Raw genomic sequence first — 17,364 nt, forward strand, 5'->3', positions numbered from 1 at the left:
GGCTGCGAATAGAGCTTTGGGCCAAATTTTTCTTGTGGTAAGTGTCATATATCGTCCTCTCCCTTACACCGGCCATGCCTGGCCAATGATGTTCCGAGCTGGGACCAAGCCCCAGTACCGGCCATCGTAGGCTCCGGGCGTGGTGCCCATGATCAGATACCTGCCATCAGGAATAGTGAACTGTCCCGGATGCAGCACACGCAGATGCTCAAAATGCACCCAGGGCATCAGCCACCGCTTGCCCCAGTAGTGACCATTGATCCAGATAGACCGGCGCGTGATTTTCACGCGATCACCGGGCACACCCGCGACATACTTCACCACGAGGATGTGCTGACCGTTGGCGATCACGTCGATTTTCCGGTCATGAAATACCACCAGCATTCCGACCTTGGGTTTTACGGGTCCATAGCGGACGAAGAAGCTGGTCCAGGGCAGGCAGGACTGATACTGCGGGTCGATGGTCAGGCTGTAATGTGCGGCCAGCGCCGGGCGTAAAAAGGGGCTCAATGCCAACGCAATAGCAGCCAGGCCAAAGATCAGCGTCATCTTTGCGCGAATGCCGAGTTTGCGCGGGCTGTCAGTCATGGGTACCGCCGGCGGGCGCCGCTGGCCCTTGCAGGATGGCGTTTACACGCCCCATGACTTCTTCCTCCGCCATGGCCGTGAGGTTATTGCTGGCGGGTGCGGCCAGTACGTTTTGGGATAGGACAAGATCCCCTTTGGCGGCATAGGCATTGGCAATACCCTGTATAGTTTGGCCTACGGCAAGGCCGATTTCCGCAGCCCGCCGGTGCGATACACCGCCACCGTTGACGGTGACGTTTTTGATCACGTCCGACATGATCTTGCCCGAGTCGATATAGACGACTTTGACTTTCACCGGCCCTGGTGCCGTGACACTCGTGCCGCTATGCCCCCAGAAATATCCCCAGTTGGCCTGTACCAGAAAAGATGCGGCCCCCGCGCCCAGAATCCCGATAACCACCATGACCGGGTACCCGAACCGTGGCCAAAAGCCGCGTTTCTGAGGGCGGACCGGCTGTGGATCTGCCGTTTCAGTCGCAGGCGTCGGAGACGCACCTTCTGTTGTCGTAGTCTCAGTGCTCACGCAACCTCCTTTGCCGCCAAAGCCGCGTCCGCTGCGGCTTCTGCCTCCGCAATGGATTGCAGATAATCCGGCGGATCGGTGTCGTCCATGTCTTCCTCTTCTTCTTCCGGGGCCTGCTCCTGTGCTTCGATGTAGCCCGGATGAGTTGCCATAAACTTGCGGATAGCCGAGTCGGGATCCATGCCCGCCCGCATATCCGCCAGGACCTCCTCTTTTTCCGGGCCTTCCGTCGAAAAGAGCACACGCCGGTAGGGGTCGAGCTTCAATCGCCCCACTCCCATGGCACCATCGCTGTAGATGAATGCCTCTGCGTACTCTCCGGTTTTACGTACCGTCCGCATCTGGGATAGCCCGTAGCTGCCGATGTCGAACTGCTCGTTTTTTTCGAGCTGCTTGATCGTGTCGCCCCTCTGCTTCATGACGATAAAGTGCGCTGTTTGTGCCGCGATGGTTCTGGTTTGTTCATTGGCGTACAGATCCGAAAGTCCCTGGATACCGATACCGAGTGCGCCGCGATGCTTGGCCACTCGCCGGGCCAGCCCTTCGAGGAAATGGGCTGCTGTCGGTATTTTGAGGAGCACACTGGCCTCATCGACGAAGAGGATCCGCCGGCGCACATCACTTGGATCTTTGTCTGCGGAGATTTGGCGAGCGATGGCGAACATCATCTGCATCAGAACGACCATCATAAGATGCTTACGTTTTGACAGCTCGATGAGTTCGAGGTTGACGAATCGCCCCGTGAGATCGACGTTCATGGGCTTATTGAACCAATGTCCGTAAGCCCCGTGTTCGGTGAACTCGTGCATCATCTCCGACATTTCGATGGCACGCGACTTGTGATCCTGTGCTGCGAGATACTGCGCGACGTGGGTAGGTGTGGCGTTAGTGCCATTGGCCCCGTAAACGGCGCGAATGGCGATGCCTATGGTAGCCATATCGGAATCGCTCAGATTGCCACTCGGCGAGATCATGGTGCCGATGATCCCGACCAACTCCTCCAATTCATCATCCAGCGTTTCCACACTGGAAAAAGGATTCAGGCCGATGTCCATGTCGGGCCGCACGTCGATATGATCTCCGCCGAAGAGTTTGCAGAGCTTCTCGAATCCTCTGCCGATTTCGATGACCCAGACCTGGGCACCCAGGGCAAGCTGATCCATGATGATCTGTTGCCCGGTGACGGTCTTGCCGGAGCGGGTCATGCCGGCCAGAACGAAGTTTTGACCGGACTCAGAGGAATAGAGGTCCAAGAGCATTACGTGCCCGCGCCGGCTTATGAAAATCGTACCGGCTCCTTTCGTCGTCATGCGGCCCTGGCCGGCATTGCCGGTCCAGTCCACAAGAATCGGCGCTGCGGCTGTGGCATGACTCGTGGCCACCGATTTGAGCCGGTGCGTCATACCCATGCTTTCGGTGTCCGGGAACAGGGGTAAGGCGTTCAGGAACATGGGCAGGGCCAGATATTTGTCGGGCAGCATGGTGAATCCTGCTTTACCGGCATGGCTGGTGAAGTTGCTGGCAGCCTGTTTCGCTTCTTTGATGTTCCGACCCCAAAGAATGGCGGTAAACGCCATTTCCAGCGCATGTTCACCATGGTTCAGAGCATGGACCAGATAGTCGGTGCCTTCTTTTTTCAGGGCAATGCGTGGCACCCACTTCACCATGCGTCCGAAAGCCTGCCAGTTAATCGCCAGACTCTTGGCCGTGACCTGTCTGCGCTTTTTGACCTGGTCCGGTATGTGTATGGTCCAGACTAACGCAGCCGGACGGATAAGCTGGGTGGTTTTCCCCAGCGGATCACCCATCAGAAAATCCGTCGAAAAGACGTTCACCGGGCGCGAAAACCCTTTGATGGAAAGCACTGAGATCACGTCTTCCTTATCGTCTCCATGCGAGATCGTGAACATGCCGCCGTCGTCTTTTATGCCGTCACCAGGACCGAGGATTTGGTCTCGCAGCAAGGTGGTATCGTCAGCGTCGTATTCCCATTCACCCTGGATATTGAAGAATCGACGCCAGATGGATAGTGTGGGCTCCCGGCTCAGTCGCTGAGGATTAAAGGTGTTGAGGCTGGACTGAAAGGCGCTGATCTGTTCGTCAGCCAGCTTGATATGCTCGTCACTCGGGATCTCCGCTGTGGGCACCTTGATCGAGATAAGCACCATGCTCTGGGTGAGCGGCACCCCCGAATCCTTGAAGGTTTTGCCGTTCTTCTCCATCCCGGTCATAAACCCGGCAATGTTGTCGGTAAACCCGTCCAGTAGCTTCTTCTGCGCCATGGTGAGGCCCGGATCGGAAAAGATGTCATCACGGGCACTTTTATAATCGAAGATAATATTGGTGACATCTGGCACGTTCCAGTTGACGATCTGGATAAACGTGCCGGCGGGCAGATTGATGGACAACGCGGCACCCAGTTCGTCCATGAGCGAATCATCCGCGCCGGACAGCAGGTTGCAGGCCATAGTGGTCCCCACATACCCGCGATTCATGAAGATGAGCTTCCTTTCGGGATCCCAGGCATACCAGGGGAAAAGCGTCTCCAGGCGACGCCGTTGGATGATCCGGTAAAGCTGATCGTTTAACGTGCTCACGGGGTTTCATCCTCCAGGTGGTTTTCGGAAATGCAATGCGATGCCAAGGCGTTGGCAAGCTGGAAGTAGAGGCTGTAATTTCCCTGCACGCTGCCCGGTGTGATCACATAGCGACCGCAGATGATGAGAGAGGGCGTCTGGCGTATCTCGGCTTTGCCCATGACGCGAATATCCTGCAACACGAGCTGCTGGATGGGTTTGTACCGCATAGCCGCCAGATAATCGGCGGGCCGCACCCCGATTTTCTCTGCCGCCAGCGCATAGGTTCTGGGATCCGAGTAGGAGTCGTGATCATCCTGTACCAAATGAAAGGCCTCGCTATCGAATCGTGGCAGGATTCCGGGATCAACAGCGGCCACCGCAAAATAGCTCTGCGCCATGGAGATCCAGGGCTTGCCGACCGCCGCCGGCATCTGCTCGAAGTGAATACTGGATGGCAAGGTGTCGGCCCAGCGTAGCGTCTGGTTGTTCAGTGCCCGGCAAAACGGGCATTCATAGACCATCGCCTCGATGATGGTGTCCTGATATTTCGGTCCCAGGTGTACCCGGCGATATGGTTTGAACTGGTGGGCGTTGTCTGTCATGCCGTCCAGCCCATTCAGTCCCGCGAAAGCGGCGGAACTGGCAAATCCCAGAATGATCCCGGCCACAATGGCGGCAACTTGCACCTTCCGTGTCATGCAGCGAGTCCCTCTGATAATGCCCTGGTGATCTCCAGGCTGTTCGTGACTCCAGCCACGATCAAATTGCAGCCGGCGGTTTGCAGCGTCGCATACTGGGGCTGCAGGCGGGCTGCGGCCTCCATGGCCTCCTGATCTCCCAATGCCGCCCGATAGGACTTGGTCATTTTGATGGCCTCGAAGATGGCCCGACGATCCGCATACCCCGTACCGATACAATCCTCGCAGCCTTTCCCAATCCATTCCTGATCCGGTACGGCAACGCCGCTGCCCGTAAAGACCTCTGGATTGAGCACTTCGGAAGCGGCCTTGCAATGTGGACAGACAGTGGCGATCACGCGCTGCGCCAGGAAGAGTTTTACCGATGCGGCGATGATGTGCTTGGGTATCTTGAGGTCTTCCAGCCGGAAATAGCTTTCCGTCCCTGAATTGGCGTGCAGGCTGGCCATGACCAGGTGGCCGGTCATACCGGCTCGCATGGCGATGGCTCCCGTTTCTTCGTCCCGGATTTCGCCGACCAGAATCTTGTCCGGATCCTGGCGCATCATGGCGCGAAGCGCCGATGCAAAGGTCCGGCCCGTGCCAGGTCCAACTGGAATCTGCTGAACACGATGCAGGGTGTATTCCACGGGATCCTCTGCCGTAACGATCTTCACGTCCGGCGTGTTGAGTGCATTCATGCCGGAGTACAGCGTCGTCGTTTTACCGGATCCGGTCGGTCCTGCGGTGAGGATGAGGCCCTCGCGCTGACTGAGTGCCCAGCGGAAGGCATCTTCCACACCCGACGGCATAAACAGTTTTTCTATGGGTAAACCCGCGTTGGCTGAATCCAGCAACCGGACCACTGCTGAATACCCAAAGTTGGTCGGCACGATGTTCAGGCGGATGTCGATGCGCCGTCCCTCGAACTCCTGCACAAATCGGCCATCCTGTTCGTGCCGGGTGTCGGCGACATCGAGATTTGCCCGATACCGCAATTTATTAACGAGCAGGTTTGCCTCACCCGGGGAGATGACGGCCACCACACTGAGTCGTCCACGGATTCTTGTCCGGATTTCCGTGCTGCCATCCTCCAGGCTCTCAAAATGTAGATCTGACCATCTCTTTCGCGCCGCCGTTTCAAATAGCTCGTTCATAGTGGCCGTGAGCGCCTTGTCACGGTCATTGGTCGAGATGAATGCCTTGGCGACGACGGCCATCAGCCAACGTCCTGGACGAAGGCTGCGGTGTTTCTGGGCATTCCGGGCGTCACCTGCCACTTCCCTTGTGGATTCTTGTAGATCAAGGCAGGGGTGCCATGGATACCGTGCGCGTTCATCCAGCGGTTGTTCGCCTGTATGGAGCGAGTGTCCTCTGCGGATACCTGCGCCTTGGGCACGATGCCACCTTCTTCCTCCTGACTGTTAAAGTGGGTTTCGTCGAAACGCCACTCTTTCTCCGGACTTGTGGACGCGATGATGGTTGCCGCTTTGGGCAGACTGCTCGGCTTCAGGAAGCCAACGGGTATCAGATGGATGGCCAGTGATCCGTTATCCACATAGGATTTCAGGTGATCCCAAGCCAGGTGGCAGAAGATGCAGTTCGGGTCCGCCACCATCCAGACTTGCTTGGGTGCGTCCGGTTTTCCAATGAGGAAATTGGTGGTTTTTTGGACCGTTGTGCCCACGTCCACCGGGCTGATCACTCGCGGTTTATCAGCGGCGGGCAAATATTTCTGGGCATAGCGCACGGACTCGTTGGTTCCACTGGCGGTAAACAGCCCGCCCATGAACACATACTTGCCGTTTTTCGTGCTGTACATGATCAGTGCGTGACCCGGAGACACCTGCACGGTGTATCCATTCAGCCCCGCTTTTGTGGGGAATGTTTTGAGAATAATTGCCTGACCGTGGCTCATCGCCATGATGGTTTTGGCGCCTGCCTGGAATGCGAGCGGCACATTTCCGGCGAACGCCCAGGCGGGCGCTGCGAGAAACAGGCCGGCGGCCAATCCGCCGGCCAAGGTCCGCATGGACCATTTAACCATCAGGCAACGCCATGCAGGATCAGCGTGTGACTGATGATCGTGCCCGCAGTAGCCGCAAAGATCTTGATGAGGACCGGGATACCGTAGTACAGCGCCACGGCACCGCCAACCACGACGGCCAGCACGGTACCTTTACCCGTGAAAACCATGGTAGCCACACCAAAAATCAGGCCACCCGCGACGATGGCCAGACCCAGATCACCCTGCGCCCAACCTTCGATCTTGGTGGCTACTGCGGCGAAGGACGTACCACCCGTACCGGCGTGCGCCTGAATCGCCATCATCATGACGGCGACGAGCAACAGGGCCGCCGTCATGAGTGCCTTCTTGCTGCTCAACATCTGGTCAAGACGGGTGATCATCTGATCGTACCCGTTGGCCGCCTTACTCATTACTGCTGCTGTCATATCAGACTCCTTGATCAAGAGAGAAACATTCATTGAAAACCCATCAGCTTGCCGGCACCGGAACCTGGGCATGGGCGGACCCGTTTCCCAAAGTCCACGTCTGCGGCGTGATGATGGAGTACACCATCCCCGGAAAATGCAGATTGCCCTCCGGTCCATGGTAGGGTGCGACCCACACCCGCAACACCTTGGGCTGCGAAATCAGCGGCCTGGGGTAATGTAGAGGGGCCATCAGGGGTGCAGTCCCGGTGCTGCCTGAATCCGATGCTGTCGCCTGAGACTGGCTTGTGCCGCCACCGGCCACCGTGGTTCCAGAAGCTGCGGTCGTCGGGTGCAGAGAAGGTAGAACATCGTTTTTGCCGGGCGCTGTCCGCAAGAGCTTTCGCGCAAGGGTCTGTTCCTTGATGGTGCTCTTGTCTGGATTCACCTGGTCCCGGTGCCGCGTGATGCCCCACACTTCACGAGGACCGACGCAGACCCCGCCCTTTCCGTGGATACACGGATGACTGGCCGCGCATCCGCTGAGGACGACGACCGCCAGCGTAACGGGAATGGAGAGATAGCGGTTCATCATGGCTGGGCGTACTCCTGACGGGTCTGGGCTTCCGGTGTGTTGTTGTACTGACCCTGGCTGGGGAAAGCGGACGCCACGGCGGGGGACTGGCCGGCCCCTGCGTAGGGCGATGTTTCTCCGTAGGGGCTTTGCATCCCGCTGGGCGCCATCGGACTGTTGTTCAATGCCTGTGCCGACTGCAGTTGGGCCTCTTGAATCTGCGCTTTGCTTTCACCGTCGGTATGCACCCGCACGCCCGTCTCCAGAATCATGCTGACTGACACGCCCGGGTTGACCTGGATCGTTGGCAACATGGACTCGGCTTCATTCAGGTAGAACTTGGAGATCTGGCCCGCCGCCGTGGATACCCCGCCGCCCGCGGCTTCTGCACCGATGTAGCTCGGAGAGGGCATCTGGAATCCCTGAGTACTGCCAGATGCCGGGTTGAGATTGAGGCCCTGGACACCCATGGGCTGCACCGCATTGCCGAGCCCCGAGAAGATGCCGGCGATAAAGGACTTGATCATCGCCGGTCCCTGATGCGATACGACTTTCCCGGACACGCCTACCAGCCCGTCGGATCCCACGATATACGCATGGATGGGCGCCGAGATGACCTTGCCTCCTCGTGCGACGCACGAAAGCATATTGGTTCGCATGTACACTTTTTGATTGCCGATGCTGCCGTATCCGCTGGCAATCGCCATGCAGTTTTCGAGATTGGCGCGTAATCCATTGGGCAAAATGGCCCGTTTCTTGACACGAATATCGACGATCTGCGGATTGGTTTTCGCTTGTGGCCCTGTACCCGCCTGCAACCCATTAACCAACACGCCTGTTAAAATGGTGCCGGCGGGCAGATAGATGCCCTTTTTGCTCTTCACCGTCACGGCATTCATCACTGTGGAGAGCTTGTGCGGATGCTTTAGATTGACGGTATCCAGATGCGCAGGGGTTGTCGGAGCCGCAGGGATTCCGCCCTGTGCCGTAGGCACATTGCTTGACGGTATTCCACTTGGCGTTTGCGGCAACTGTCCCAAAACTACCGGGCTTGATGCCGGTACCCAGGTCTGCGGCGGCGTGTAGTGCTGTTGCTGTATGGGTTGGGATCTCATCGTGGCGATTTGATTCTGCAGCGCGGAAATGCTGCTTTCCAACTGCTGCATCTGCGGGCTGGGCGCTGCCCCAGGCACGGACTGGTGCTCCGCCTTCAGCTTGGCGAGCAGGGTTTTGCTGATATGCCCGGAAAGGTCCTTTTCCTGATTTTTCGTCATCCCGCTTTCAGCCGCCGTGATTTTGACGAGCTTCTTCATCTGATCTTCCAGATGGTCTATCCGCGCTTCCATTTCCGCAGGCGTTTGCGAAGTAGGATGCTCAACATAGACCTGGCTGTTGGTGGCCATAGCCTTCTTCAATGCCGCGTTTGCGGCACTATTGTTGTGTGGTCCTGCGAGCTGGCTGCCGATGACAACGGCGCCTATCACACCCGCAGCAAGGCCTCCGAACTTGAGTTTTTGCTTGGTCTCCGGGCTTTGGGTTTTCCACCAGAGCTTGGCGCGGTCCTTGATACCTACCATACGGCCCCCAGCCCCCGGTGCGAGGCGGGTAATGCTTCTACGAGGTAGAGTTGCGTGCTTTCTCCGGGATAGAGTTTGTGATGCGGATAGAAGGCTACGGACAGAACGCCCTTTTGGTAGAATTCATTTTCGACCAGGTTGACGGCCTGATGGACATTATCGGTGAGCTTGTAGCTCACAATCTGATAGCGCCCCCCGATCCAGTGCGAGAGGCCCGTCCAGGATAATGGCGTAGGCGATATAAGGTTCGGAACCCGTCGGCTTTGCCGATAATTCTCTGGCACCTGATCGAGTACCGCGTCCCGCATCAGGCTGACCATGACACTGGCATAGGCCGACCGATCAGGGATTTTAGGGGCTCTTCTGGGTACGAAGCCCGGAAAAACCAGTTTATAGTTTTTCGCCGGCGTATTTTTCGGAATCAGAGTGAGAGACGCCACTGGATCGTCCGGATTTTCTCCGGTGATATATACCCCTTCGGGGAAGCTCGGTGTCACACCGATGATGACATCTGATCCATGCTTGAAGGGCTTGGCATATTGGCTGCTCCCCGCGATGATTTTGGGATGTGCGAATGGCGTGACAAAAAGGTTAGGCGTGACACCAGATACTATGACTGCATAGGTTTTTCCGGGATCTACGCGAATATCCGTAGTGGATACTGGAATGCTCCCGATGCGTGCCGCCTTGAAACTCATGTGCGGCGGGATGTTGGACGCGCCATAGGTGTTCATCGCGGCGCTACGGATCGTGTACGGATTGGCGCCGACCGGCGGCGGGGTTACTGTGGCCGGTGGCATATACGGTGCGCTACCGGGTGCGCTGGGCGGCATGGGTGCCGGCATCCTGCCACCGGTTAAATCGGGCTGACTTGGCGCTGCGGGGATGTGCCCAAGACTCGCAAAGGCGGGCGACTGCTGCAGAACTGACGTGCGATCTGGCGAACTCGGCATGACGAATCGCCCAGAGCCGTTATTTGCCCCTTGCGCGAATGCCGCACTACCTGCGCTGGCTTGTTGATATTCTGTCGCTCCCTGTTGACCGAGGCTCGCTCCTTGCGTCAGCGCTGTATCTGTAGGGGGCGGCGGCGCCATAACACCTGCGAGCGTCGCTACAGGCCATAAGGCCAAGGTGCAGAGGATCCCGTAACGGCGCATCATTTCGCCCCCTTGTCTTTTTCTTGAGCCATGGTCCATTTGATGGTGTGCGGTCCGCCCTGATAGGCGTTGAAGTTATCCAACACAGGCCTGCCACCTTCTATGTGTACCGCCATGGAAAAGGTGTAATGCACCTTGGATACGGTCTGCCCGAGATTGTTGATCTGGCTGAGAAGCCCGTAGACAAAAACCGTTTTGTTCGCCGCCTGCCAGATGGTTCGCTTCGCCTGAAAAAAGAAATTTGCCTGGTCCCCGCGCTCGGCGGCTGCCGTGGCGAGCACCTTGCCTTTAACGATGGCGAAATCGTTCGCATCGAACAGCTTACCGAGGCTATTGGCAACGTATGTCGCGTCGCCCGGCGTAAGGTTTCCGACCAGCTCAGCGACGTACAAGCCCCAGGACTCGTAGTAACCGGCGCTGGCCGTGGCGTACCCGATATTCACGGCCTTATCGAGATAAGGTGGTACCAGAGTGGTCTTGGTCTTCATCGTGAAGATCATCCACTGCTGCGACAGAATCACTATCACGAGCGCTACAATGACGAACAGATACAGGCGACTATTCTCCGCCAGTTTGTCGTAGGTTTTGCGGAAGAAGTCCCAGTTCAAGAGATCCACTCCTTGATGTTTCCATTCCGGAAAACATCATTGAGCCGCCACCATCCGAACTGATAGCTCATGTGCGGGAGTACACCGTTGAGCTGGTTGTTCTTCCAGCCCGAGAAGAGGTACACCACCCCCACACTGAGCACTACGCAGATGGTAAGTTCGCGCATCACATAGCCGACAATAAAAAACATGGCGGCTACCGCGACTTCTTCGACATCCCAGAAAAGGATCTGCTGGGTGTCGTCAACGTGGTTGGGCATTCTTACGGCTTGCATGATGTTTCCCCCTTTTGTGCCAGGGTCTTGTCGCGCTTCTGGCAGGCCCAATAGTCGGTACCTGTCTTTCCACAAGGGAGCGTTGCTGGCTTGCAGCTCCACGGATTAACGATGGATGCCTGTGTATGCAGCCGCTTGGCGCCCGCCTTGAACCAGGCCTCCGGGATATGGAACGCGGGCCTCCTTGTCGGAAATGGAATCGTTTGCTGCGGCATCCATGGTGAATGTGTCGGAATCATCCGGGGATGCACGATGATGGGGCCGAATGCGGGAGTATTCACGATGGCCGGCATCTGTTTTCCGAGGACGTGGGCGAGTCCTGGCTCGGGCTGCTGGTATTGCCATGCCGCTCCGAGTCGGGGCTGAGGCTGGTAGATGACGGGACCTGCGGGTGCGTGCGCCTGGGCCACAGGCTTTTCCATCCAAGAGGGCGTCCAGTGGGCGCAGGCCGAAAGGCCCAGGCCAAGAACGCCGCATACAGCCAGACGAAGACCGCCGTGAACAAGGTGGCCCATATCTGGAAAGCGGGAAATGCCAGATGCGCGAAGGGCGTGTAGGTCCACGGCGGAACCCCCGCACCCTCGTTGACATAACTGCATCCCTTGGGGACGGCGTAACCGTCTGGCCAGAATCCCAGGGATGCGCCGGACCAGACTCCGGCCATGAAGGGATGGGCCATCTGCCAGTCCAGGGTTTCCTTCTGCGGGTCGTTCACATACTGCCCGTAGCACGGAATCATCACCTGGGGCACCCACTGGAACTCCCAGGTATGCCAGGCCATGCCTACCGCCATGATCAGAACAAATATCCGCCATTTAAGAACCCTTTTGAGCATTCTGAGCACCGGGGAGCGGGACTCCGGGGTGCTCTTTTTCCCACTTGGCCGCATAGAAATAATCCCAAATCGTCAACTGACACCGATAGTCCAAATTAGCGGTTCCATTCTTGATGCTCCTGCCGTAATCGGTGTCTGCCGCTATCGCTACGGATCCAACAAAGTTACCTACCCAAGAAATAGGACTGCATACCCGGTGAATCCGCTGGTCGGGCGTACCCCCGATAAACACCCAGATCAGAAAGGCAATGAACAGAAAAAACAGCAACTCGCCAAAGTGTTTCAAAGTCAGACCCCGGCTTTGCAAGCGCCGATGTTGTCCAGAATGGAAGCGAGATCGCCGACCGTGGCGTCTCCTACCGATACCTGGTGCTTACCGGTTTTGTCGCAATAGACCATCACCGGATTGTTGATGTAACCCGCGGTCGCCAGTAATGCGGTATTTCCGTCCACTTCCTGCACCATGGACAGCGTGCTGGGTACGCCGCGAATGCCGCCTTCCATCTGCCCGTCGGGAGACTTTTTGAACAGGCGCTCGTCCATACTCATCTTTTTGGCGGGTGCGGGCGCGGCGAGGATGGCTTCGGCCTTGTGCAGACTGCTTTTGTCTTTCTCGGCGATGGGGACATAACGAATATTCAGGATTCCCGCAGCGATTTTGGGTGCCAAGGCCAGATAGAGGCTGTGTCCGACGCTGCTATTGGGGTCTATGTACACCGTAGCCTGCGGGCCGGATCTGCCTTCGGTGAATCCGGTTCCACCTGTCATGAGCGTGCCGAGGGTCGATACGGCGCCCGCAGCGGTCGGCTCTTCGCTGACCGGCTGTGTAGCTACCGAATGATTCGCCGCCAGCGCGAAATCTGAGCTGGTGTTGTAGTTCTTGCCATCGGCACCAACGAGTGTGCCGATCATCACGAGGTTGTCCGGTGCGTCCACCCAGGCGACGCCTTCCTGTCCGTTGACATCCCGGTAGAGCGCCCCGGTCAATCCGCCGGGGCCTGGCCATGTCTGAATCACTGTGGCCGTATCATCACTGGCGGAACTCAACAAGTTTTGAATGGATTGTGGCGATTCCGTCGTGGGTGTGGCGGAATAGGGCACGGCGGGCTGCGCCGTTACCACCTGGGTGGTTGACGGCATCAATGGCCCGGTGGCGGTGGTCTTGGATGGTGCTTCGGGATGCGCAGTAGCTGAATGACGAAGCAACGCGGTCTGGTGTGGCGCCATGATGGGGGCAATGCCCGATGACTGGTCCGCTTCGGTTGGTTTTGCTGGCCCCATTATCTTGTTGGCAACCATCAAGCCGACCACGGCGAGAACCGTGACACTAATGACCGTTTTCTGTTTGGCGCTCAATGACTTCTTTTTGGCTTTCCCGCCTGATATGCCGTCTATGGGCTTCGTTTCCGTCTCGCCCACTACCGGCTCCTTTCGGGGGTCGATCGTCTTTTTTGCAAAAGGATTACGCACTTTTGATCTCCTGCACGCGGATTTCTTCAGCCAGACATTGCGTTGCCCGCCGGAGGCGATCCATTGGGTCATTTTTTCCTAGTGTAATTACACTACCATTACAGATCACGGTCATTTCGGTGACGCCCTTGGGCATCAGCACATTGAGATAGAGCATGGTCAGGATGGATGCCGCAAATTCGTTGGCGGGCAGGGTGAGCAAATCCACTGCTTCCGCATCCATATTGAATTCTTTATTGACCATTTTCAGCCTCAGCCTCCATGCCCTGCACCTTTTGCTGCATTTCCTGCACCTGTCTGATCATATTCGCTACTGCCGGATTGCTTACGGCAGGCGCCTCCACCGGAGTAACCACTTGTTTAGACCTAATCACTATGGGCTTCGTCACCACGTTCTTCCTTGCCCTATCCGAAACGTGTTGTGCGGGTGCGGGCGGTAACGGGACCGCCTTGATGGGTCCATTCTGGAAAATAATCACCCACAATGCCGCCGCACATCCCAATCCACCGGTGATGATCGACAAAAGTATCCACCCGCGCTTATGGCGGTGTGCAACCTCTTTTGGCACTGCCAGACGGACGGTTTCCATTCGGTTATTATAAATACACTATGATAATGCAGGATGCAAGCGCGTGATGATGGAACGACCTATTCCGTGGCGAGGCTAATCCCGCTGCCGTTGGCTTTTTCGCGGATCGCCGCGATCAGAAGTCCCACGGCCACGAGTGGTCGATGACGCGGTATAGTGCCCGGCACGCTGCTCCCAACCTCAAGACCTATGGGCTTGGTGAAATCCACCTGCTTGATGACATCCACCCGTTTGCAGACATCCACGGCCCATTTGCGGTAGGTATCCATGCGCCACCGGTCGAAGTTGTTGTATTCGATGTTATCTTGTCCGATGATTGACAGGTGATAGGCTCGCCGTGCCCTGGATATGGTCCCCGGTGGCAGATGGTACTTTATGTCCTTTTTACTGCCGTCAAGATAATCAATTTCCAGGCGCATCACGAGGATGCTGCCGTCTGGTTCCACCTTCCAGGACGGCCAGAGGGTCCCGATCCTTCGGGGTTTTCTCATCTCTGGGTTATCCATCTTCACCATGATACTGACGTACCAAGTATATCCGACGAGCTTGCCTGCGTGGCGCTTATAGCGCATCACCAGGTGAAACCGGCGCACCAATAAATGACCTGCGATGGGCCTGTGCATCAGGAAACGCACGGAGAACGGTTCTCCATCGCGCCGTGACCAGAGCGGCATCGTCAGCTCCATCAGCGGTTTCTCTCCTGCTTTAATGGTTTTGAAATGCACTTTGTATTTCTCGTCACGCTTCAGGAACTCGGCATAGGGGATCTCGTTGGCGGACACGAGCACACCCCCGATCACGCCATCGTAGCCGTCGTGCGCGGCCTTCTCCGTATCATTGTCCTCTGGACGGCCTTTTCTTTTGATGGTGCGCCGAGCATGTTCGCCCTTGAGCCAGGTCGCTGTCATTTGCCGCGTGGCATACCAGATGTCTGCCAGCTCTCTGTTTAAGTATTTTCGCCCTTCATCCATCGTCCCGAACTGGCAGGCTTTGGCGTAAGTACGTCTGATTCTCTGGGCCTGCTCGATCAGCAAGGGTTCGTCCTTGGGATCGACCCAGGCCTTATAGACAAAGTTTCGGAACAAGGGCGTCCTTCTTTGATTCACAATCGTCGAAAATCCTAGTCTAGTGAAAATACACTATTGACGCGGCATCTTCCATGCCAGCCCTCTGCTGGTACATAGAAACTGGCCGGTACTCCTGGTCGGAACGATCTACGGCACTTTCGCCGGACCTTTTGAAAGGAGATATCTTATGTATCAGCATAATACGATTGTAGCTGGGTTTATATTGGTGAATGACGCCACCACCAACGCGGCGCTTCAAGAGGCACGCGCCGAGATTGGTGAGGCCGGCTGGAAGGCGGGTTACACCGAGGAAAGGTCCAAAGTCGCCCGTGCTGCTCTCAAGAAACACGGGGCACCCCTTCTGACCAAGCTCTCTGGCACGCTCTCCGGGGTATTTACTCCCCAAACGAAAGACGCCCAGGGAAACGTGTTCCAAAAGGTGCGGGTTTTCCTAAACAACGGCCAGGACTCAACAGTTCTCTCGCTTGACCTTGGAACAGAGTTTTGTGAGCGGCTTCTTCCGAAGTTGGAGGCTGCCATTAAAGACCGCGGTATTGGCGTTGCGATCACCATCGCGTGCTTTCCCACGTCGGTTGATCGCGGTGGCCGGACGTTTGTTAATCATGTTGCGTCCGTTAAGACAGACGGCCAAGAGGTTAAGGCGGAATCGCACTTCCGTCGTGCCCAAGATGCTTGCACGGCGGCTGTTGCTGCGCTTGAAAAGGCGGGCGTAAAAGCCAAGGCTGCGCTTGACGCCACTCGGAAGGCCGCAAAGGAGGAATATTTCCTTGGCCTGGCAGGTGAGGTCGCTGCCCTGTTCGGCAACACCTCTACCGCCGCTGAACCCTCTGAAGCTGCTGCCCCAGATCCATCGTCGGGGCCGTCTGAAGAGGTCGCTCGCGCCATTAGAAGGATCGAGCGTACTGAAGCCGCTCGCCTGGAGTATGCGAAGCAGTGGGTGGAGGTCAACTTCACCGGCGATGATGCGAAACAGTTGTTTGATGCTATCGAGGCACGTCGCAAGACTGCCGCTTGATTCTCCCCCCACCCCTCGCCTTTGGCTTGGGGTTTTTTCGTGTCCATCGCCCGCAGGTACATAGAAACTGTCCGGCACTCCTGAATGGTATGACCTAGAAGGAGTATTTCGATGTATAATCTATGGGAGCGTTTGCGCCGATCCAAGGTGTTTGTGCTTTTTTATGCGCCGCATCGGCGGCGTCTTTTAGCACATGAATTGTCTCTGGCTGCACGGGGCGCGTCTGCTTACATAGCGGTTGCCTCGCTGGTAAACAGCAAACTCGAAGAGTTGTTCCTTGCCGCTGTGGTCTGGCTGGTTCTGGTATTCGTCGCCGCAATTGTTGCACCCTCAGAAAAAGGAGAGTGAGATGAATGGGATTACAGTTTTCGCACTGACAATGATAGGCATTGCTCTTTTCATCGGCGGCTTCTATTTGTTCCTGGATTTTGTGAACATGAAGGCCGAACAGTCCAGAAAAGAGCGGGAGCTTCGAGAGACACAATCTCAGCACCCCGAGCGCCATCTATCCGACGGCGCTTCCTGATCTACCCCCACCCCCATGCTTCGGCTTGGGGTTTTTTGCGGCTCAAGGTTCAAAAACCGCCACAACATCCTCTGGCTGCCCCGCGAACTGAACCTGTACGATGTCCAGCAAATCCTCTTCCTTGTCCACCCATCCGATCCCGAAGCGATCCATTGTGGTGATGGATTGGTCCGATGGCCGCCAGTAGATAATCCGGTCAGGATTCGTCGTGTCCTTGTTTCTTATGGTGTCGAGAATCCGGTCAGGAAGACAGTCTATGTAGGTGATAGGTTCTACGCCTGGCGGGTACCCAATATTCCGCAAGGCAACTATGGCCGAAAGCGGCATGGGCTGCGGCCAGAGATACTCTGCCTTGCCAAAGTATGTGCTGAGGCCAGATTCCAACAACGCCAAGTCCCATAGCCCGGCACCACTCCTGTGTGCAGGAACAGAGAGCATCACTCGTGGATCATCCGCGCCATTGTATCGACCCCGTATTTCGCGCATGAACTCTTCTAGCCACGGCGAACAGACCCAGCCCCTCCCGTCATGAAGAACCAGTGTTCCAACCGGATTGATTACGATGTCCGGTGTCCGCCAGTCGCGTCGCTGCGCGAAGAACGCTTCGATCTGTTGCTGCCGTGCTGCTCCCATATCAAACCCCCGTGCCGCTATCGCGTATTCCATCGTGCCAGCATGAATATTGCTGGATATTGGTATTCATCACCCCCTCCGGGGGGATTTCAGGATTGCGCTATCGCGCATCCCAGTCAGGCCCTATCGGGCCATATCAGGCTCTTCGAGCCGGTTCACGCCCTGCGGGCGGGGGCACGTCCGGGAACGTGCGGGCCGCTATCGCGTCCCTTGGAG

At 56.9% G+C, this 17,364-nt stretch carries 22 protein-coding genes; 3 read left to right on the forward strand and 19 right to left on the reverse strand.

Annotation, left to right across the window (positions count from 1 at the left end):
• Window positions 1-63 precede the first annotated feature (63 nt).
• The 18 genes from lepB to H2515_RS01680 all read right to left on the reverse strand — a co-directional run bounded on the left by lepB (window position 64) and on the right by H2515_RS01680 (window position 14,971).
• Window positions 64-588 carry a signal peptidase I gene (gene lepB / locus H2515_RS01595; RefSeq protein WP_198660778.1) on the reverse strand — a complete coding sequence of 175 codons (525 nt, stop codon included), beginning with the start codon at window positions 586-588 and terminating at the stop codon, window positions 64-66.
• On the reverse strand, window positions 581-1,111 hold the full coding sequence (locus H2515_RS01600; protein WP_198660779.1) for a hypothetical protein: 531 nt from the start codon (window positions 1,109-1,111) through the stop codon (window positions 581-583). Before H2515_RS01600 ends, lepB begins: the two co-directional genes overlap by 8 nt.
• Window positions 1,108-3,708: a type IV secretion system protein TraC gene (traC, locus tag H2515_RS01605; RefSeq protein WP_198660780.1), complete on the reverse strand. Its 2,601-nt coding sequence runs from the start codon at window positions 3,706-3,708 to the stop codon at window positions 1,108-1,110. The genes H2515_RS01600 and traC overlap by 4 nt, the downstream gene beginning before the upstream one ends.
• Entirely contained in the window at window positions 3,705-4,388 is a 684-nt protein-coding gene (locus H2515_RS01610) for a thioredoxin domain-containing protein (RefSeq protein ID WP_198660781.1), read from the reverse strand. The genes traC and H2515_RS01610 overlap by 4 nt, the downstream gene beginning before the upstream one ends.
• Window positions 4,385-5,587, reverse strand: coding sequence for a GspE/PulE family protein (locus H2515_RS01615; RefSeq protein ID WP_198660782.1), 1,203 nt, complete (start codon window positions 5,585-5,587; stop codon window positions 4,385-4,387). Before H2515_RS01615 ends, H2515_RS01610 begins: the two co-directional genes overlap by 4 nt.
• Window positions 5,587-6,414, reverse strand: coding sequence for a thiol:disulfide interchange protein DsbG (gene dsbG / locus H2515_RS01620; protein WP_198660783.1), 828 nt, complete (start codon window positions 6,412-6,414; stop codon window positions 5,587-5,589). Before dsbG ends, H2515_RS01615 begins: the two co-directional genes overlap by 1 nt.
• Window positions 6,414-6,821, reverse strand: a complete 408-nt coding sequence (locus tag H2515_RS01625) for a conjugal transfer protein TraA (RefSeq protein ID WP_198660784.1) — start codon at window positions 6,819-6,821, stop codon at window positions 6,414-6,416. The genes dsbG and H2515_RS01625 overlap by 1 nt, the downstream gene beginning before the upstream one ends.
• Window positions 6,822-6,864: 43 nt before the next feature.
• A complete protein-coding gene (gene traV, locus H2515_RS01630) occupies window positions 6,865-7,395 on the reverse strand; it encodes a type IV conjugative transfer system lipoprotein TraV (RefSeq protein ID WP_198660785.1) in 531 nt (176 codons plus the stop codon).
• On the reverse strand, window positions 7,392-8,951 hold the full coding sequence (locus H2515_RS01635; RefSeq protein WP_198660786.1) for a TrbI/VirB10 family protein: 1,560 nt from the start codon (window positions 8,949-8,951) through the stop codon (window positions 7,392-7,394). The genes traV and H2515_RS01635 overlap by 4 nt, the downstream gene beginning before the upstream one ends.
• Window positions 8,945-10,111 carry a TraK domain-containing protein gene (locus H2515_RS01640; protein ID WP_064219511.1) on the reverse strand — a complete coding sequence of 389 codons (1,167 nt, stop codon included), beginning with the start codon at window positions 10,109-10,111 and terminating at the stop codon, window positions 8,945-8,947. Before H2515_RS01640 ends, H2515_RS01635 begins: the two co-directional genes overlap by 7 nt.
• Window positions 10,108-10,716, reverse strand: a complete 609-nt coding sequence (traE, locus tag H2515_RS01645; protein ID WP_064219512.1) for a type IV conjugative transfer system protein TraE — start codon at window positions 10,714-10,716, stop codon at window positions 10,108-10,110. The genes H2515_RS01640 and traE overlap by 4 nt, the downstream gene beginning before the upstream one ends.
• Entirely contained in the window at window positions 10,713-10,991 is a 279-nt protein-coding gene (gene traL / locus H2515_RS01650) for a type IV conjugative transfer system protein TraL (RefSeq protein ID WP_064219513.1), read from the reverse strand. Before traL ends, traE begins: the two co-directional genes overlap by 4 nt.
• A complete protein-coding gene (locus H2515_RS01655) occupies window positions 10,979-11,284 on the reverse strand; it encodes a hypothetical protein (RefSeq protein WP_155735307.1) in 306 nt (101 codons plus the stop codon). The genes traL and H2515_RS01655 overlap by 13 nt, the downstream gene beginning before the upstream one ends.
• A complete protein-coding gene (locus H2515_RS01660) occupies window positions 11,269-11,826 on the reverse strand; it encodes a hypothetical protein (RefSeq protein WP_198660787.1) in 558 nt (185 codons plus the stop codon). The genes H2515_RS01655 and H2515_RS01660 overlap by 16 nt, the downstream gene beginning before the upstream one ends.
• Window positions 11,827-12,114: 288 nt before the next feature.
• Window positions 12,115-13,296 carry a hypothetical protein gene (locus H2515_RS01665; RefSeq protein ID WP_198660788.1) on the reverse strand — a complete coding sequence of 394 codons (1,182 nt, stop codon included), beginning with the start codon at window positions 13,294-13,296 and terminating at the stop codon, window positions 12,115-12,117.
• Window positions 13,289-13,540: a hypothetical protein gene (locus H2515_RS01670; protein WP_232821499.1), complete on the reverse strand. Its 252-nt coding sequence runs from the start codon at window positions 13,538-13,540 to the stop codon at window positions 13,289-13,291. Before H2515_RS01670 ends, H2515_RS01665 begins: the two co-directional genes overlap by 8 nt.
• On the reverse strand, window positions 13,530-13,685 hold the full coding sequence (locus H2515_RS15950) for a hypothetical protein (protein ID WP_232821500.1): 156 nt from the start codon (window positions 13,683-13,685) through the stop codon (window positions 13,530-13,532). The genes H2515_RS01670 and H2515_RS15950 overlap by 11 nt, the downstream gene beginning before the upstream one ends.
• A gap of 260 nt (window positions 13,686-13,945) precedes the next feature.
• Window positions 13,946-14,971, reverse strand: a complete 1,026-nt coding sequence (locus H2515_RS01680) for a hypothetical protein (RefSeq protein WP_064219518.1) — start codon at window positions 14,969-14,971, stop codon at window positions 13,946-13,948.
• A 169-nt stretch (window positions 14,972-15,140) separates the two neighbouring features.
• Here H2515_RS01680 and H2515_RS01685 point away from each other — a divergent pair, with 169 nt between their 5' ends.
• The 3 genes from H2515_RS01685 (at window position 15,141) to H2515_RS01695 (ending at window position 16,515) form a co-directional block, all read left to right on the forward strand.
• A complete protein-coding gene (locus H2515_RS01685) occupies window positions 15,141-15,989 on the forward strand; it encodes a hypothetical protein (protein WP_064219519.1) in 849 nt (282 codons plus the stop codon).
• Window positions 15,990-16,100: 111 nt separating this feature from the next.
• The gene (locus H2515_RS01690) at window positions 16,101-16,337 is read left to right on the forward strand and encodes a hypothetical protein (RefSeq protein WP_064219520.1); all 237 of its coding nucleotides are present in this window, start codon (window positions 16,101-16,103) and stop codon (window positions 16,335-16,337) included.
• Between the two features lies 1 nt (window position 16,338).
• Complete coding sequence (locus H2515_RS01695) at window positions 16,339-16,515, forward strand: hypothetical protein (RefSeq protein WP_155735310.1); 177 nt, start codon at window positions 16,339-16,341, stop codon at window positions 16,513-16,515.
• 42 nt (window positions 16,516-16,557) lie between these two features.
• On the opposite strand, the gene H2515_RS01700 is transcribed toward H2515_RS01695, so the two are convergent.
• On the reverse strand, window positions 16,558-17,181 hold the full coding sequence (locus tag H2515_RS01700) for a hypothetical protein (protein ID WP_198660791.1): 624 nt from the start codon (window positions 17,179-17,181) through the stop codon (window positions 16,558-16,560).
• Window positions 17,182-17,364 lie beyond the last annotated feature (183 nt).

Source organism: Acidithiobacillus ferrivorans (assembly GCF_016250455.1).
In the GTDB taxonomy this organism is placed as follows: domain Bacteria; phylum Pseudomonadota; class Gammaproteobacteria; order Acidithiobacillales; family Acidithiobacillaceae; genus Acidithiobacillus; species Acidithiobacillus ferrivorans.

Excerpts from the sequence above, each read along its gene's own strand:
- lepB (WP_198660778.1), bottom strand. The coding sequence starts at position 588 with ATGACTGACAGCCCGCGCAAACTCGGCATTCGCGCAAAGATGACGCTG.
- H2515_RS01610 (WP_198660781.1), bottom strand. The coding sequence starts at position 4,388 with ATGACACGGAAGGTGCAAGTTGCCGCCATTGTGGCCGGGATCATTCTG.
- H2515_RS01615 (WP_198660782.1), bottom strand. The coding sequence starts at position 5,587 with ATGGCCGTCGTCGCCAAGGCATTCATCTCGACCAATGACCGTGACAAG.
- dsbG (WP_198660783.1), bottom strand. The coding sequence starts at position 6,414 with ATGGTTAAATGGTCCATGCGGACCTTGGCCGGCGGATTGGCCGCCGGC.
- H2515_RS01625 (WP_198660784.1), bottom strand. The coding sequence starts at position 6,821 with ATGACAGCAGCAGTAATGAGTAAGGCGGCCAACGGGTACGATCAGATG.
- traV (WP_198660785.1), bottom strand. The coding sequence starts at position 7,395 with ATGATGAACCGCTATCTCTCCATTCCCGTTACGCTGGCGGTCGTCGTC.
- H2515_RS01635 (WP_198660786.1), bottom strand. The coding sequence starts at position 8,951 with ATGGTAGGTATCAAGGACCGCGCCAAGCTCTGGTGGAAAACCCAAAGC.
- H2515_RS01640 (WP_064219511.1), bottom strand. The coding sequence starts at position 10,111 with ATGATGCGCCGTTACGGGATCCTCTGCACCTTGGCCTTATGGCCTGTA.
- traL (WP_064219513.1), bottom strand. The coding sequence starts at position 10,991 with ATGCAAGCCGTAAGAATGCCCAACCACGTTGACGACACCCAGCAGATC.
- H2515_RS01655 (WP_155735307.1), bottom strand. The coding sequence starts at position 11,284 with ATGCCGGCCATCGTGAATACTCCCGCATTCGGCCCCATCATCGTGCAT.
- H2515_RS01660 (WP_198660787.1), bottom strand. The coding sequence starts at position 11,826 with ATGCTCAAAAGGGTTCTTAAATGGCGGATATTTGTTCTGATCATGGCG.
- H2515_RS01670 (WP_232821499.1), bottom strand. The coding sequence starts at position 13,540 with ATGGTCAATAAAGAATTCAATATGGATGCGGAAGCAGTGGATTTGCTC.
- H2515_RS01685 (WP_064219519.1), top strand. The coding sequence starts at position 15,141 with ATGTATCAGCATAATACGATTGTAGCTGGGTTTATATTGGTGAATGAC.
- H2515_RS01690 (WP_064219520.1), top strand. The coding sequence starts at position 16,101 with ATGTATAATCTATGGGAGCGTTTGCGCCGATCCAAGGTGTTTGTGCTT.
- H2515_RS01695 (WP_155735310.1), top strand. The coding sequence starts at position 16,339 with ATGAATGGGATTACAGTTTTCGCACTGACAATGATAGGCATTGCTCTT.
- H2515_RS01700 (WP_198660791.1), bottom strand. The coding sequence starts at position 17,181 with ATGGAATACGCGATAGCGGCACGGGGGTTTGATATGGGAGCAGCACGG.